Source organism: Mesorhizobium sp. LNHC252B00 (assembly GCF_000502955.1).
GTDB lineage: Bacteria > Pseudomonadota > Alphaproteobacteria > Rhizobiales > Rhizobiaceae > Mesorhizobium.
This window is the reverse complement of sequence record NZ_AYWO01000058.1, coordinates 1-14,246: the sequence shown is the minus strand read 5'-3', so window position 1 is coordinate 14,246 and position 14,246 is coordinate 1. Positions and strand designations below refer to the sequence as shown.

Genomic DNA, 14,246 nt, shown 5'->3' with positions numbered 1-14,246 from the left:
TTGCAAGCCCATCCTCTCGACAAACCCATCGCCAGCAAGATGCGAAGAGCCAGATGGAACAGAGACTTCCTCTTCAAGCTCTTTACTCATATGCGATAGCCCTGCCCCTTGCGGGGGAGATGTCCGGCAGGACAGAGGGGGGTGCTGTCCCTCCGACGCCTCGGTTGTCCCGCCAGCCTTCAACAAAAAACCCGGCGCGAGGCCGGGCTTTTCACAATCGGTGGCAGGCAGGCCTCAGCTCACCTTGACCTTGGAAGCGGCCTGATCCTCGGCCAGCTTCTGCTGGAACATCTGCGCGAAGTCGATCGGGTCGAGCATCAGCGGCGGGAAGCCGCCATTGCGGGTTGCCTCGGCGATGATCTGGCGAGCGAAGGGGAACAGGAGGCGCGGGCATTCGATGAACAGGATCGGCAGCATGTGTTCCTGAGGGAAGCCTGCGATGGCGAACACGCCGCCATAGACCAGCTCGACATTGAACAGGACTTCCTGGTCGAAGGAGGCCTTGGCGTTCAGCGTCAAATTGACGTCGAACTGCTTGTCGGAGAGCGGGTTGGCGTTGACGTTGACGTTGATGGCGATGCCGGGCGCCTTGTCGCGGCCGCGCAGCGAATTCGGCGCGCCGGGGCTCTCGAAGGAAAGGTCCTTCACATACTGCGCCAGAACGTTGAGCGACGGCTGCGCCGCATTGCCGTTTCCGTTGGCTGCGCCGACCGGCGCGTCATCTTTGCTGGCCATAAGCCTTCGTCCTCTTGCCTGGGCAGCGTCGCTGACCGAATTGAAATCGGGCGTTCGCTACCATGGCAGGGATGACAAGACAAGGTTTGCCGCCTTGCTTCTCCGTTCCGGGGATGACGCCAGGGGCGGCTTCAATCGTCCTTGAGGCGGCGCCAGGGCGAGTTGTGGTCCGGTCCGCGCTTGAAGTCGTCTTCGCGCGAATAATCGCCATCCTCGAGGTCGATGGTCTTGTCGCGCTGCCGGCCGCGGAAACCGCCGGTCGAGAAACTGGTGGCCAGCACGACGCGGCCTTTCAACGCGCGCCAGGCGAGATCGCGGACCGGCGGCAGGAACAGCAGCAGGCCGATAATGTCCGTGATGAAGCCGGGGATGATCAACAGGATCGCCGCCAGCACGATCATGGCGCCATGCGCGAGTTGCCGGCTCGGATCGCGGCCGGCGTCCATTTCGGCGCGGATACGCGTCATGACGCCGAAACCCTGATGCCTGAGCAGCAGCGCGCCGGCAATGCTCGACGCCAGCACCAGGCCGACCGTCGCCAAGGCGCCGACCTGGCGACCGACGACGACGAAGCCGGCGATTTCCAGCAGCGGAAGCGCCAGGACAAAAAGCGGAAGGAATGAAATGCGCAAGTCTTGGCAACCTTTTAGATCGTTTTGACCGTTCGATTGTTTCGGCGGCGAGCAATCGCCGCTGGCACTGAGGCCGTTAGATAGGTATGCCTGCCTTTGATTTGAATGATTGCGCCTTGCGTTCTATATGCTTTGAATGTTGAACGCTATGCGACCGCGGCCATTGGGCCTGACGGTCCGGCCACAGGGCAGGGATTGATTGGCGGAAGATATGGGTTTCTTCGACTTCGGCACGATTTTCTTCCTGATTGCGGCGGTGGTCATCTTTTTCCAGCTGCGCAATGTGCTGGGCCGTCGCACCGGCAGCGAACGGCCGCCCTTCGATCCCTATACGGCGGCCCGCAGCGGCGACAAGGATGCCGCCCAGAAATCCGAGAACGTCGTCTCGCTGCCGCGCAAGCGTCTGCCGGGCGAGCCCGCGGGCGATACCTATGCGGCGATCGACGCCTTTGCCAAGCCCGACACCGACTTGAACAAGGGTCTGCGCTCCATCAAGGACAATGATCCGTCCTTCGAGCCGAAGAGTTTCGTCGACGGTGCCAAGATGGCCTATGAGATGATCGTCATGGCCTATGCCGACGGCGACCGCAAAACGCTGAAGAACCTGTTGTCGCGCGAGGTCTTTGACGGCTTTGTCTCTGCCATCGGCGAGCGCGAGGCCAAGGCGGAAAAGATCCAGTCGTCTTTCGTCGGGATCGATAAGGCCGACATCGTCTCGGCCGAGATGAAGGGCGGCGAGGCGCATGTCACGCTGCGCATCATCAGCGAATTGATTTCGGCGACTCGCGACAAGGCGGGCGCCGTCATCGACGGCGACCCGGAAACTGTGGCCGAGGTCAAGGACGTCTGGACCTTCGCCCGCGACACCCGCTCGCGCGATCCCAACTGGAAGCTCGTCGCCACCGAGGAAGAAGACTAGGGAACACGCGGCGAGGCTCCGGTGTCGCTATCGCCCCTCTTTGTCGGAAAATCTTTTGCCGACCTCCCTGGCTGGAACGATGACGACCATCTGGCGGCCTTCGCCCCCTTTCGCCGCTCGGCCTTTCGCGTCCTGACCAAGCCGTATCGCAGCGGTGCGCTCGGCATTGATTTTGGTGCCTTCACCGAAGCCTACGCCGAGGCTCGCATCATTTCGCCGGCGAATCGGTCAGTATTTCTCGATCGAAAGGAAGCCCGGGCTTTCTTCGAGCGCCATTTCTCGCCCGTGCATATCCCCGCCGAGAACGGCGGCGCCGGCCTTGTCACCGGCTTTTACGAGCCTGTGGTCGAAGCGTCGCCGGTGCGAACGGAGCGGTTTTCGGTGCCATTGCTCAGCCGTCCGGCCGATCTCGTCGACATCGACGACGGCAACCGGCCGCCCGGACTGGACTCTTACCTCGCTTTCGCCCGCCAGACCGGGGACGGATTGGTCGAATATCCTGATCGCGGCGAGATCGAGCGCGGGGCGCTTGACGGCAGGGGCCTGGAAATCGCCTGGCTGGCCGGCAAGGTCGACGCCTTCTTCATTCACGTGCAGGGCGCGGCCCGACTGAACATGACCGACGGCCGGCTTGTCCGCGTCACCTATGCCGCCAAATCCGGCCAGCGCTTCACCGGACCCGGCAAGCTATTGAGCGAACTGGGAGAAATCCCGCCGGCGGAGGTGACGATGCAGTCGATCCGCGCCTGGTTCAGGGCGCATCCGGGTCGCGTCGACGAGATCCTGTGGCGGAACCGCTCCTACATCTTCTTCCGCGAGGCCGATGTCGATGACGCTGCCCTTGGTCCGATTGCCGCTGCCAAGGTGCCGCTGACGCCGGGACGATCGATTGCCGTCGACCGCCTGCTGCACACTTTCGGCACGCCGTTCTACATCGACGCACCGTCGCTCACGGCGTTCGACGCAAGACCGTTCCGGCGCCTGATGATCGCGCAGGACACCGGTTCGGCAATCACCGGGCCCGCGCGCGGTGACCTGTTCGCCGGTTCGGGCGATGCGGCCGGCGAGATCGCGGGCGTGGTGCGCAATGCGGCGGATTTTTACGCGCTGGTGCCGCGCGCGCTTGTTTCGGGGTCGAATCGATGATCCGCCGGCCGGACAAACTCAGCGAAGACGACCGCGTTCTGTGGAACCTGGTGGCGCGGACGGCCAAGCCGCTGAAGGGCAGGATCGCCGTAGACATTCCCGACATTGCCACTGAGGCCAGGCCGACACTGGCGCAAGCGGCGCCGGCCGCTGCCAATCCGCCCGGCGCGGCAAAGCCGAAGACCCAGCATGTCGCGCATGCGCTCGACGAGCCGACGCTGGACAAGCTGTCGAAGGGCCGGCTGCCGATCGAGGGCCGCGTCGATCTGCACGGCCTGACCCAGGACGAGGCCTATTCGCTGCTGTTTTCGTTCCTGCACCGGGCGCATGCCGGCGGCATCCGCTATGTCCTGGTGATCACCGGCAAGGGATCATCCTCCGGCGGCGACGGCGTGTTGCGGCGCGCCGTGCCGGCCTGGCTGTCGACGCCTGCTTTCCGCCCGCTGGTCTCCAGCCACGACCACGCCGCCCGCAACCATGGCGGTTCGGGCGCGCTTTATATCCGACTGCGGAGGGCGCGTTCATGACCCCGTTCGGCGAGAAGCTACGGGCGCTGAGAAGCGAACGCGGCGTCAGCCAGAAGGACATGGCGGCGGCGATCGGCGTCAGTGCCGCCTATCTGTCGGCGCTCGAGCATGGCAGGCGCGGGGCGCCGACCTGGACGCTGATCCAGAAGATCATCGGCTATTTCAACGTCATCTGGGACGACGCCGAGGAACTGGCGCGGCTGGCCGAAGCCTCGCATCCGCGCGTGAAGCTCGATACGGCCGGTCTTTCCCCCGCCGCCACCGAACTGGCCAATCTGCTGGCCGAGAACATCGAGAAGCTCGACGAAGCGGAGCTTCGCCGCATCACCGCATCGATCCGCACGGCGCTGGGTCGGCGGGTGTGACCTGTTTCAGCCGGATCTTGCGACGGGCGTCGGCCTGATCGCAAAGAGTGCCCGCCGGCGAACCGCCAGCGGGCAACTGTCTGAGATCATTTCTTGCCGGCCGTGCCGCCATTGTTTCCCCGGCCACCTTTGTCGTGATGCTCGTGGTTACCTTTTTCGCCGCCTAGGCAGTCCGATGTGCCGATGCCGCAACAGCGGCCGCTCCACAGGTTATTGAGTTTGCTGTTGGCGCAGCCTGGAATGGTCTGATCGGCCAAAGCGGATCCGGCCAGGCCCGACACGGCGATGGCGGCGAGAAAGGTGTTGCGCAGAAAGGCAGTCATTTGAAGTCTCCATGGTTGGGTTCGGTTCACGGCTGTGTGTCGTCGGCCGGGACGGAATGGTTCACGGAGGGATGTGAAAATTTGCTCGGCGGTCTCCCCCGTGTTCGTCATCCACGGGCGGAGCGGGAGCGAAGCGGACGCGCAGACCCCTGGAGCTGCTCCGCAGCCCAAGGGACATGCCGCGAGTTACGAGCGCCGCGGCAGTGCGGAACCTTGCTCATACAGGTGGTTGGGAAGGATCGCTACGGAACAGAGCCTTTATTCTACGCGGCTTGTTCTTCATCGGCCTCACGGCATGTATCCTAGGGTCTGCGCCGCTTCGCTTCGCTCCTTGCTTCGCCCTAGGATGACGAAGCGGGGAGGCTGCGTCACGACTGTCGGCTACTGGACCGCGCCGACAAGCACCTGCTGGCCACCGCGGATCGAGACCCAGCGGCCGGTGTTGTCGATCGCCTGCCGTTTGAGGAAGCGGTAACCGGTCGCGTCCCATGGCTTGACCTTGTCGGTCAGATTGTCGAGCACGTAGTCGCCCATGTCGGTGCGCACCGTCAGCACCGCGTGGCCCTCGCCGTCGGGCTTGCGCACGACGGTGATCAGCAGATCGGCAAGCGAGATGCTCATGCGCGAAAGCTGGCGCCGCTTCTCCAGCACGTAGTCTTCGCAATCGCCGACGCCCTTGTCAGGATAGGCCCAGACCTCGTCCTTGCCGTAAATGTCCATGTCGCTCATCGGCTTGACGGCGGCGTTGACCCTGGCGGTGACGTTGAGAAGCTTGCGCATCAGCCCGTCGGTCATCGGGGCCGGCGCGAGATCGGTTGGGTGGATCGAGCATTCGCTCGGATGCAGCTTGCAGAAATCATAGTGGCCGATCGGCTGCGAGGTGAGGCCCCCGGTCGCCATCGCTCCGGCCGCCAAAGCCGGTGCCATCCAGCATCCCGTTACTGCCAGACCGGCCGCCGCGTACACGCGCAGCCTTCGCGCCACTGATGAGGAAATCATTGTCCCCGCTCACCCTTTGTTATTAACGAAAGGTTAAGGGGGATTTACAGTCCATGTCAATTACGACGACGGTCGGATTGTCGGCATGGTTACCCGAGGGGCTGGACGGCGGCACTTGTGCAACAGAATCGCCTGCGGTTTTTGCCGGCCGAATCGCCCGAATGGTCGCCTCCAGGCCTTGTTTTATGTATGTTTTGGCCCAAAACCACTGCGACCTCGGGTCACGCCCATGGGCATGCCTTTGCGCGACATGGATTAGCTTTTGGCGGTACGAACCAGCTTCGGCTTCACCGCAACGCGGTTCTGGCGGCCATAGCTGGTGATGAAATCGACGATGCGCGGCACGATTTCGGAGCGGAAGCGCGAGCCGTTGAACACGCCGTAATGGCCGACCGCCGGCTGCATATAGTGGGCATGCCGTTCAGCGGGGATGTTGGGGCACAAATCATGCGCCGCCTTGGTCTGGCCAAGGCCGGAAATATCATCGTTCTCGCCCTCGACAGTGAACAGCGCGACATTGCGGATATCAGACGGGTCGATCCTGGTGCCGCGATGCGTCATCTCGCCCTTGGGCAAGGCCTGTCGCACGAAGACGGTGTCGACGGTCTGCAGGTAGAACTCCGCCGTCAGGTCCATGACTGCCAGATATTCGTCGTAGAAGTCGCGGTGCTTCTCGGCATTGTCGCCGTCATGCTTCACCAGGTGCATGAAGAAGTCCTTGTGGGCGATGATGTGGCGGTCGAGGTTCATGCTCATGAAGCCGGACAGCTGCAGGAAGCCCGGATAGACCTCGCGGCCGAAGGCCGGCACCGGCCAAGGCGCGGTCATTATGACGTTGTCGCGGAACCAGTCGATGCCCTTTTCCTGCGCCAGCAGATTGACCGCCGTCGGATTGCGGCGGGTGTCGATCGGCCCGCCCATCAGGGTCATCGTCGACGGCACGAAGGGATCGCCCTTGGTTTCCATCAGCGCCACGGCGGCCAGCACCGGCACTGAGGGCTGGCAAACCGCCATCACATGCGTGTCGGGGCCCAGCGCATGCAGCATGTCGATGATGTAGTCGATATAATCGTCGAGATCGAAGCTGCCGTCGGCCAGCGGCACCATGCGGGCATCGACCCAGTCGGTGATGTGCACGTCGGCATGGGGCAACATGGCTTCCACCGTGCCGCGCAGCAGTGTCGCATAGTGGCCCGACATCGGCGCCACGATCAAAAGCTTCGGGTCGGCCTTGCGCCCGGCAGGAACGGCGCGCTCGAACCGGACGAGATTGCAGAACGGCTTNCGCAGCAGCGTGGCATAGTGGCCCGACATCGGCGCCACGATCAAAAGCTTCGGGTCGGCCTTGCGCCCGGCAGGAACGGCGCGCTCGAACCGGATGAGATTGCAGAACGGCTTCGACCAGACTGTCTTTTCGGTGACCGCGACGCTCGTCCAGTCGACCACCGTCTTGGCTAGGCCGAATTGCGGCTTGCCGTAGCGACGCGTGGTGCGCTCGAACAATTCGGCGGTCGCCGCGACCGAACGGCCCCAGGACGTGTGGGAAAACGGATTGAGCGGATTGGTGTAGAGCAGGCGCACCGCATCGGCATAGAGGCGCGCCGGCTGCATGGCGGCGTGGTTCATTTCATAGAGCTGGTAGAACATCGAGAACCCCGCTGCTGCTGCGACCGAAGGAACGACGAGCAGCGCCGAGCCTTAAATGTCCCGTGGCGAAGTTAACAACTAATTGCTGCGATGCAATACGTCACGTGGCGTGATGAATGCTTCTTTGGTTCAAGGCTTTGAAAATCGGCCCTGAACGGCGCGAGCCGGCTCAGTGTGCGGCTGCGAAGACGCCGGTATCAGCGGGTCCGATCCGAGCCGGACCCGAGCCTGATCAGACGCGCGCCATGCACACGGCGGTATGACCGGAGCCGATGAAGCCAAGTTCGCCGGCCGCACCCTTCGACAGGTCGAGCACGCGACCTCTGATGAACGGTCCGCGATCGTTGATGCGCACGATGACGCTGCGGCCGTTGTTCTTGTTGGTGACCCTGAGCTTGGTGCCGAAGGGCAAAGTGCGGTGCGCGGCGGTCATTGCCGACGGGTTCATCCGCTCTCCCGAGGCGGTCTTCGAGTGCAGGGCGTACCAGGAGGCGCGTCCGCACTGTGCCGCGGCGGTTGCCGAAGACGCGCCGACCATCAGGCCAGCAACGACCGTTACCGCGACAAGCGCGGTCTGTTTCGAGTTCTTCATATTTGGGGGATGGCTCCGTTTTCTTGCAGACCCCAGCCGTTAGGAGCCAAATAAGGCAGGAAATGCGGCAATCATCTGTCGGTTCCGTGGCGAGATCACACGTTTGGAGTCGCTGGGTAACAGTCTGTCAGGGATTTTCCGGCGCGAGATGATCAATTCCTGATGATCTTCGTGCCGGTATCCGGGATTTGTTTGACAAGATCGAGCATAAATATCCAAGTAGAAGTTGACGCGATCGGGCCACTTCCTTTGGCTCGTCCATCGCGGCCGTAGCGGCGTACTCGATCGACTTCAAAAGGGAGATCCGGCAATGAGACTAGCCAAAAATCTGCTGTCGTTGATTGTGCTTGCCATCGGCGCGCTGTGGGCACTGCAAGGCATCGGCGCGATCGGCGGCAGCTTCATGACCGGCCAGTCGCAATGGCTCTATGTCGGCCTCGTCACCGTGCTGGTCGGACTGGTGGGGCTGGTCTGGGCGAACCGGTCGCGGGGGTGAGCTGCAGAACCAGCGCTGGCGATCTGTGGCGCCCCCCCTCTGTCCTGCCGGACATCTCCCCCTCTAGTGGGGAGATTGGCCGTCATCACTGCTTTCGCCAATCTCCATCATCGAAAGAAGGCAGCGAGGCTGAAGCTGCTAATCTCCCCCCTTGAGGGGGAGATGCCCGGCAGGGCAGAGGGGGGCGCGAAGGGTCGCCGCTCATCTCCATCGCTTGCGTTGGTGCCCCGCCCCCTCACTGCGACCAGTATTGCCAGGCCCAGTAAAAACTCTCGTCGCGCGGCGGCAGCCGGTCGGGCTCGGCATCCCAGCGCACAGGCGCTGGCGACCTGGGTTCATTTTCAAGCGACGGTTTGTCCCCGGTCAAGGCGAGAAGCCGGTTGCGGACCTGGGCGAACAGCACGATGGTGGAATGCGTCATCACTCTCTCCTGCTCTTCCGGTTCCAGTCACTCCCGTCCCGCCCACGGGACAAGCACGCGCTCGATCCTGCGGATGGTGAATTCGAGCACGAAGGCGATGGCCGCGATCACCAATATGCCCATCACCACCACGTCGGTGACGAGGAACTGGGCGGCAGACTGGATCATGAAGCCGAGGCCGCGCGTCGCCGCGACCAGTTCGGCGGCGACCAGCGTCGACCAGCCGGCGCCTAGCGCGATGCGCAGTCCGGTCAGGATCGCGGGCAGCGCGCTGGGCAGGATGACGTGGCGGACCGCCTGTCCTCGTGTCGCGCCAAGCGAGCGCGCCGCGTTGATGCGCTCCTGCGAGACGCCGCGAACGCCCGAGGCGGTCGACAGCGCGATAGGTGCCAGCATAGCGATGGCGATGACCAGGATCTTCGACGGCTCGCCAATGCCGAACCAGATGATGACCAGCGGCAGATAGGCAAGCGGCGGGATCGGCCGCAGGAATTCCAGCAGCGGATCGAAGATGCCGCGCCCAATGGTACTGATGCCGATGGCGAGACCAACCGGCACGCCGACGACAATGGCGGCGACCAGCGCGGCAAAGACCCGACCCAGGCTGGCGACGACATGCTGGAGCAGCGTTGCATCGACGAAGCCGTCGCGGGCGACGACGATGAACTTGTTCCATACGGCCACGGGCGACGGCAGGAACACAGGCGATACCAGTTGCAGGCGGGCCGACAGCGCCCACACCGCCAGCACCACCAGGATGGTCACAGCGCTGACCGCGCGGGCGGAAATGCCATGGCGCTTCGGCCTTGGCCGCGACCACGGCACCGAAAGGCCATCAGCCTCGTCGATCTTGTGTGCCGGCCGTTCCGTGTAGGAGGAAACGGTCATGCCGCTTCTCCTTCGAAGATAGCGTCGGTCAACTCGCCGCGCGCTGCGGCGAATGCCGGATCGGCCTTGATGGTGCGAATAGCCTCGCCGGCCGCATAGCGCGTGGAGAAACCCGGCTCGAAGCTCCGCACCACGCGACCCGGGCCGGGCGCCAGCACGACGATGCGGGTGGCGAGCACCAGCGCTTCCTCGATGCCGTGCGTCACCATCAGCACGCCGACATCGCTTGCCGTCCACAGATCGAGCAGCGTCGTCTGCATACGTTCGCGCGTCAGCGCATCGAGGGCGCCAAGCGGTTCGTCGAGCAGCAGGAATTCGGGTTCGGCGGCCAAGGCGCGCGCCAGGCCGACGCGCTGGCGCATGCCGCCGGAAAGCTCCCAGATGTGCTTGTCGCCGGCACCGCCGAGCTTCACCAGCTCAAGCAATTCATCAGCGCGGCGCGCCCGTTCGGCTGGCCTGATGCCACGCAGCCGCAGCGCGAAGGCAACGTTCTCGCGCGCGGTCAGCCACGGAAACAGCGCATCGTTCTGGAACACCACAGCCCGGTCCGAGCCAGGCGCGGCGATCGGCTTGCCGTTGATGGTAGCACGCCCACGCGCCGGCGCGACAAGGCCGGCGGCGACGTTGAGCAGCGAGGTCTTGCCGCAGCCGGAGCGGCCGACCAGCACGACGAAGTCGCCCTTGGCGACATCGATCGAAACCCGCTCGACGGCAGGTGCCGGCTGGCCGTCATAGTGGATCGAGACCTTGTCCAGGGCGAGATGGGGGTCGAGCACGAGATGCGGCATGGCTGCCTCGCAGATTTAAAGGAAACTCAAATGCCCCGGAGCCGCTCCTCGTCGGCGGTTCCGGGGCAGTCAGCACACGGCGTCTGGGAAGAAGATCCGCGCGCGTTCGTTTGGCGTCAGGCCCTCAGTTCGAGGCCAGCGCCTCGGTGACGTATTTCGACGACACGTATTTCGAATAGTCCGGCAGCACGGAGTCGATCTTGCCTTGCTCCTTGAGGAAGGCAGACGCCGCTTCGATCGCCTTGACCGTTCCGCCGCCGAGGAATTTGTCTGAAGCCTGCTCTTCCAGCGTCGGGAAGACATAGCCCTTGAGCAGCTGCGGCACCTCTTCCAGCTTGGCGCCGGTGAGCTTGGCGATCGCCGCCGCCTGCGGCGACGACACCGACCAGGCATCCGGCTTGGCGAGGAACTCGGCATAGGCCGCACCCGTCACCTTGACGAAGTCGCGCACAGCCTCGGGGTTCTTTGCGGCAAAGTCGGTGCGCACGATCCAGGCGTCGAAGGTCGGCGCGCCCCAGGCCGCGACCTGCGAGGAATCCAGCACCACCTTGCCGCTGGTCTTGATCTGGCCGAGTGCCGGATCCCAGACATAGGCCGCGTCGATGTCGCCGCGCGAAAAGGCCGCCGCGATTTCCGGTGGCCTGAGATTGAGGATCTCGACCGATTTTGGATCGACGCCCTCATGCTTCAGCGCCGCGAGCAGGCTGTAATGCGTCGTCGAGACGAAGGGCACGGCGACTTTCTTGCCGGCAAGATCGGCGACCTTCTCGATGCCGGCGCCGTTGCGCGCGACCAGCGCCTCGGATTGCCCGATCAGGCCGACGACGAAGATGGTCTGGATAGGCAGCTCGCGGCTTGCCGCCGCCGCCAGCGGGCTCGAGCCGACATAGCCGATATCGACTGAGCCGGATGCGACCGCGGCGATGACATCGGCGCCGGAATCGAACTTGCGCCAGTCGATGGTGGCCTTGGTCGCCTTTTCATAGGCGCCGTCGGCCTGCGGCACCTTCGAGGGTTCAACCACCGTCTGGTAGCCGATGGTGATCTTGAGGTCGTCGGCAAAGGCCGGGCCGAGGAAGGCGGCTCCGGCAAGTGCTGCCGACGAGAGCAGAACAATGCGTCGCGAAATGGTGGACATGAAGGGCTCCTGAAAAGAGAAAAACCGGAATGCCCCATGATAGTCAGCTAATTCTCGTTCCTGTAGAGTTAAATCCTTCCAAGCAAGGCGGGCTTGTTAGAAAAAAGCTGTCGGTGCGGGGTGGCGAAGCGGATAGGGCGGCTGCCGCGGGCAAACATCAGGCGTCGCGACAGGGCGAACCTTTTTAATGCCGGCGGGACAGCCTCTCAATTCTGCGCCGCCGATCACGAACCTAAATTCCCCCATCAATCCACATCAGGCAAATCCATACCCCAAACAGCCACGGATTCGAAAACATGTTCCGCGAGTTCGAGGCTAAGTATAGTATTCTTATCGACATGAGAGGGTTGGATTCGGCGATGAGCGACCACCACGTCACCATGATCGTCAGCGGTGTGAATCGACTTTCGCCGTCGCGTCAGCCGATGCCGACCACATCCGGCCCTGGAGGACCATTTGCTATCCCGCTGCTCTCAAAGGGCATTTTTGTGCTTTCGAGGGCACAAAGTAAGGCTAAAACGGCCGCAGCGGCTTGAAAACGAAGCAAAATCAACATTTCTCGGCTTGTACATCATGTCACTAGAATTTATGTGTCATGGCAGTCTGGACGCGGCGGGGACGCGTGCCGGGCGTTGCGCAACCGACGGTTCCATGCCGTCGCATGACAGAGAAATTTTGATTTCATGCTCACCAAAAAGGGTAAGTACGGCCTCAAGGCGCTCGTCCACCTCGCGCGATTGCCGGCCGGACAGCTCGCCTTCGTCAACGACATCGCCACCGGCAACAACATCCCGAAGAAGTTTCTCGACGCCATCCTGGGCGAGCTGCGCAATGCCGGCTTCGTCCAGAGTCGCAAGGGCAAGGATGGCGGCTACCGCCTGGCGCGCCCCGCCGACGAGATCAAGGTCGGCCATGTCGTGCGCGTCCTTGATGGGCCGTTGGCGCCTATTCCTTGCGCCAGCCGCACCCAGTACCAGCGCTGTGAAGATTGCAACGAGGCGACATGCCAAGTCCGACATCTGATGCTCGAGGTCCGGCAGGCGATCGCCGAGGTGCTCGATCAGCGCAGCCTCGCCGAAATGCGCGACATCGCCCTCGACGACCTTCCGGTCGCGAGCGAAGTGGACCTGGCGGTCGGCGTGAAGGTCCAGGCCTGACACTGGCGCCGCGCACATTGCGGGCATGCTTATGACCGGGCGCGCCAACTCGATCATCATCGTCGGCGGCGGCGCCAGTGGCGTCGTGCTGGCCGCGCATCTGCTGAAATCGCCTAATCCCGACCTGCGCGTCACGCTGATCGAAAAGCGCCCGCATTTCGGCCAGGGCATCGCCTATTCGACGCTGCTGTCGGCGCATGTGCTCAATGTCAGCGCCGCCGGCATGAGCGCCTATGCCGACGATCCCGGCAATTTCTGGCGCTGGCTGCTGGAGCGCGGCCTGGCAAGACCGGACCAGGCGCCGGTCTACGCGCCGCGCAGCATCTATGCCCGTTATCTCGGCGAGTTGCTCGACGATCTGGAGGCGCGCGAAAAGCAGAGCGGCCGCCTGCGTCTGATCCACGAGGAAAGCCTGTCGATCACGCCCACCGCTTCCGGTGTCGAGGTCGCGCTGGCCAATGGCACCAGCGTCGTTGCGCATCTGGCCGTGCTGGCCACCGGCCATGACGAGGAGCCGGCGCAAGGACATGCCATCAGGATGGGCTCGGAAGCCGATACCGCACTTGCCCCCGACAGGAGCGTCATGGTGCTTGGCACCGGCCTCAGCATGGTCGACGCGTTCCTGGCGCTGGAGCAGCGCGGCCACCGCGGCGACATCATCGCGGTGTCCAGGCGCGGCCTGCTGCCCTCGCCGCATCGCAAGGGCAATCCGATCAAGCTCGACGTTGCCGACATTCCGCTCGGCACCCAATTGTCCTACTTCGTCGGCTGGTTCCGCGACCTGATCAGGGAAAACCAGAAGGCCGGGATCGACTGGCGCGACGTCGTCGACGGCCTGCGGCCGTTCAACCAGAAGATCTGGCAGAACTGGCCGGCTTCCGCCAAGCGCCGCTTTGTCGAGCATACCAAGGCCTGGTGGGACATCCATCGCCATCGCATGGCGCCCGAGGTCTATGCGCAGGTGACGCAGGCCGTGCAATCCGGCCGCATCCGCCTGGTCGCCGGCCGCGTCGTTGACATCGCCAAGAATGGCGAATTCACCGTCCAGATCCAGTCGCGCCACACCCAGCGCCTCGAGGCGTTCGAGGTCGCCCGCATCTATGATTGCTCAGGTATCGTCAGGGACATCTCGACCTCGTCGAACAGCGTCGTGCGCTCGCTGGTCGATCGCGGCCTGGCACGGCCTGACCCGCTGCGCATCGGCCTCGACGTGTCGGCCAATTGCGAGATCATCGCCGGCGACGGCAGCGTGTCCGACAAGATCCTCGCCGTCGGCCCGTTGACCCGCGGGACCTTCTTCGAGATCGACGCCATTCCGGATATCCGCGTCCAGTGTGCGAGGTTGAGCAAGCAGCTGTTGGGCTGAAATCGACGCTCCACGGCGCCCCCCTCTGTCTCCCCCTCAAGGGGCAGGGGAATCGCATATGAGTAAGAGTAAGTCTTGCGTTGAGTGGAAAGGTTGATTCTTTAGGG

18 protein-coding genes are annotated in these 14,246 nt (G+C 63.6%); 8 read left to right on the top strand and 10 right to left on the bottom strand.

Annotation, left to right across the window (positions count from 1 at the left end):
• Positions 1-234 precede the first annotated feature (234 nt).
• Both secB and X744_RS140240 read right to left on the bottom strand, forming a co-directional pair.
• On the bottom strand, positions 235-735 hold the full coding sequence (gene secB, locus X744_RS140235) for a protein-export chaperone SecB (RefSeq protein WP_023763101.1): 501 nt from the start codon (positions 733-735) through the stop codon (positions 235-237).
• A 131-nt stretch (positions 736-866) separates the two neighbouring features.
• Complete coding sequence (locus X744_RS140240; protein ID WP_023763100.1) at positions 867-1,367, bottom strand: FxsA family protein; 501 nt, start codon at positions 1,365-1,367, stop codon at positions 867-869.
• 211 nt (positions 1,368-1,578) lie between these two features.
• Here X744_RS140240 and X744_RS140245 point away from each other — a divergent pair, with 211 nt between their 5' ends.
• Genes X744_RS140245 through X744_RS140260 form a run of 4 tightly spaced genes read left to right on the top strand, consistent with a single transcriptional unit; the run spans position 1,579 to position 4,324 of the window.
• Positions 1,579-2,286: a Tim44/TimA family putative adaptor protein gene (locus X744_RS140245; RefSeq protein ID WP_023763099.1), complete on the top strand. Its 708-nt coding sequence runs from the start codon at positions 1,579-1,581 to the stop codon at positions 2,284-2,286.
• Between the two features lie 21 nt (positions 2,287-2,307).
• A complete protein-coding gene (locus X744_RS140250) occupies positions 2,308-3,432 on the top strand; it encodes a murein transglycosylase A (protein ID WP_023763098.1) in 1,125 nt (374 codons plus the stop codon).
• A complete protein-coding gene (locus X744_RS140255; protein ID WP_023763097.1) occupies positions 3,429-3,959 on the top strand; it encodes a Smr/MutS family protein in 531 nt (176 codons plus the stop codon). The genes X744_RS140250 and X744_RS140255 overlap by 4 nt, the downstream gene beginning before the upstream one ends.
• On the top strand, positions 3,956-4,324 hold the full coding sequence (locus X744_RS140260; protein WP_023763096.1) for a helix-turn-helix transcriptional regulator: 369 nt from the start codon (positions 3,956-3,958) through the stop codon (positions 4,322-4,324). The genes X744_RS140255 and X744_RS140260 overlap by 4 nt, the downstream gene beginning before the upstream one ends.
• Before the next feature lie 86 nt (positions 4,325-4,410).
• On the opposite strand, the gene X744_RS140265 is transcribed toward X744_RS140260, so the two are convergent.
• The 4 genes from X744_RS140265 to X744_RS140280 all read right to left on the bottom strand — a co-directional run bounded on the left by X744_RS140265 (position 4,411) and on the right by X744_RS140280 (position 7,885).
• Entirely contained in the window at positions 4,411-4,647 is a 237-nt protein-coding gene (locus tag X744_RS140265) for a hypothetical protein (RefSeq protein WP_023763095.1), read from the bottom strand.
• A gap of 381 nt (positions 4,648-5,028) precedes the next feature.
• Positions 5,029-5,646, bottom strand: a complete 618-nt coding sequence (locus tag X744_RS140270; protein ID WP_031261456.1) for a transglutaminase-like cysteine peptidase — start codon at positions 5,644-5,646, stop codon at positions 5,029-5,031.
• A 255-nt stretch (positions 5,647-5,901) separates the two neighbouring features.
• A complete protein-coding gene (locus X744_RS140275) occupies positions 5,902-7,293 on the bottom strand; it encodes a polyhydroxyalkanoate depolymerase (protein WP_023763093.1) in 1,392 nt (463 codons plus the stop codon).
• Between the two features lie 232 nt (positions 7,294-7,525).
• Positions 7,526-7,885 carry a septal ring lytic transglycosylase RlpA family protein gene (locus X744_RS140280; protein ID WP_023763092.1) on the bottom strand — a complete coding sequence of 120 codons (360 nt, stop codon included), beginning with the start codon at positions 7,883-7,885 and terminating at the stop codon, positions 7,526-7,528.
• 310 nt (positions 7,886-8,195) lie between these two features.
• On the opposite strand from X744_RS140280, the gene X744_RS1000000174720 reads away from it, so the two are divergent.
• Positions 8,196-8,381: a hypothetical protein gene (locus X744_RS1000000174720; RefSeq protein WP_023763091.1), complete on the top strand. Its 186-nt coding sequence runs from the start codon at positions 8,196-8,198 to the stop codon at positions 8,379-8,381.
• A 235-nt stretch (positions 8,382-8,616) separates the two neighbouring features.
• Here X744_RS1000000174720 and X744_RS140290 read toward each other — a convergent pair whose 3' ends face one another.
• From X744_RS140290 to tauA, 4 genes are all read right to left on the bottom strand, one after another.
• The gene (locus X744_RS140290; RefSeq protein ID WP_023763090.1) at positions 8,617-8,802 is read right to left on the bottom strand and encodes a hypothetical protein; all 186 of its coding nucleotides are present in this window, start codon (positions 8,800-8,802) and stop codon (positions 8,617-8,619) included.
• A 27-nt stretch (positions 8,803-8,829) separates the two neighbouring features.
• Positions 8,830-9,690: an ABC transporter permease subunit gene (locus tag X744_RS140295; RefSeq protein ID WP_023763089.1), complete on the bottom strand. Its 861-nt coding sequence runs from the start codon at positions 9,688-9,690 to the stop codon at positions 8,830-8,832.
• Positions 9,687-10,478 carry a taurine ABC transporter ATP-binding protein gene (locus X744_RS140300; RefSeq protein ID WP_023763088.1) on the bottom strand — a complete coding sequence of 264 codons (792 nt, stop codon included), beginning with the start codon at positions 10,476-10,478 and terminating at the stop codon, positions 9,687-9,689. The genes X744_RS140295 and X744_RS140300 overlap by 4 nt, the downstream gene beginning before the upstream one ends.
• A 124-nt stretch (positions 10,479-10,602) precedes the next feature.
• Entirely contained in the window at positions 10,603-11,616 is a 1,014-nt protein-coding gene (gene tauA / locus X744_RS140305) for a taurine ABC transporter substrate-binding protein (protein WP_023763087.1), read from the bottom strand.
• A 296-nt stretch (positions 11,617-11,912) separates the two neighbouring features.
• Here tauA and X744_RS140310 point away from each other — a divergent pair, with 296 nt between their 5' ends.
• From X744_RS140310 to X744_RS140320, 3 genes are all read left to right on the top strand, one after another.
• Positions 11,913-12,152 (top strand): hypothetical protein, encoded by a 240-nt coding sequence (locus X744_RS140310; protein ID WP_023763086.1) that lies wholly within the window; start codon positions 11,913-11,915, stop codon positions 12,150-12,152.
• A 147-nt stretch (positions 12,153-12,299) separates the two neighbouring features.
• Positions 12,300-12,773 carry an Rrf2 family transcriptional regulator gene (locus X744_RS140315; protein WP_023763085.1) on the top strand — a complete coding sequence of 158 codons (474 nt, stop codon included), beginning with the start codon at positions 12,300-12,302 and terminating at the stop codon, positions 12,771-12,773.
• Positions 12,774-12,804: 31 nt separating this feature from the next.
• Positions 12,805-14,139: an FAD/NAD(P)-binding protein gene (locus X744_RS140320; protein WP_023763084.1), complete on the top strand. Its 1,335-nt coding sequence runs from the start codon at positions 12,805-12,807 to the stop codon at positions 14,137-14,139.
• Positions 14,140-14,246 lie beyond the last annotated feature (107 nt).

Coding starts and splice junctions, on each gene's coding strand:
- tauA (WP_023763087.1), bottom strand. CDS start 11,616: ATGTCCACCATTTCGCGACGCATTGTTCTGCTCTCGTCGGCAGCACTT.
- secB (WP_023763101.1), bottom strand. CDS start 735: ATGGCCAGCAAAGATGACGCGCCGGTCGGCGCAGCCAACGGAAACGGC.
- X744_RS140300 (WP_023763088.1), bottom strand. CDS start 10,478: ATGCCGCATCTCGTGCTCGACCCCCATCTCGCCCTGGACAAGGTCTCG.
- X744_RS140245 (WP_023763099.1), top strand. CDS start 1,579: ATGGGTTTCTTCGACTTCGGCACGATTTTCTTCCTGATTGCGGCGGTG.
- X744_RS140255 (WP_023763097.1), top strand. CDS start 3,429: ATGATCCGCCGGCCGGACAAACTCAGCGAAGACGACCGCGTTCTGTGG.
- X744_RS140320 (WP_023763084.1), top strand. CDS start 12,805: ATGACCGGGCGCGCCAACTCGATCATCATCGTCGGCGGCGGCGCCAGT.
- X744_RS140270 (WP_031261456.1), bottom strand. CDS start 5,646: ATGATTTCCTCATCAGTGGCGCGAAGGCTGCGCGTGTACGCGGCGGCC.
- X744_RS140290 (WP_023763090.1), bottom strand. CDS start 8,802: ATGACGCATTCCACCATCGTGCTGTTCGCCCAGGTCCGCAACCGGCTT.
- X744_RS140295 (WP_023763089.1), bottom strand. CDS start 9,690: ATGACCGTTTCCTCCTACACGGAACGGCCGGCACACAAGATCGACGAG.
- X744_RS140280 (WP_023763092.1), bottom strand. CDS start 7,885: ATGAAGAACTCGAAACAGACCGCGCTTGTCGCGGTAACGGTCGTTGCT.
- X744_RS140315 (WP_023763085.1), top strand. CDS start 12,300: ATGCTCACCAAAAAGGGTAAGTACGGCCTCAAGGCGCTCGTCCACCTC.
- X744_RS1000000174720 (WP_023763091.1), top strand. CDS start 8,196: ATGAGACTAGCCAAAAATCTGCTGTCGTTGATTGTGCTTGCCATCGGC.
- X744_RS140260 (WP_023763096.1), top strand. CDS start 3,956: ATGACCCCGTTCGGCGAGAAGCTACGGGCGCTGAGAAGCGAACGCGGC.
- X744_RS140265 (WP_023763095.1), bottom strand. CDS start 4,647: ATGACTGCCTTTCTGCGCAACACCTTTCTCGCCGCCATCGCCGTGTCG.
- X744_RS140310 (WP_023763086.1), top strand. CDS start 11,913: ATGTTCCGCGAGTTCGAGGCTAAGTATAGTATTCTTATCGACATGAGA.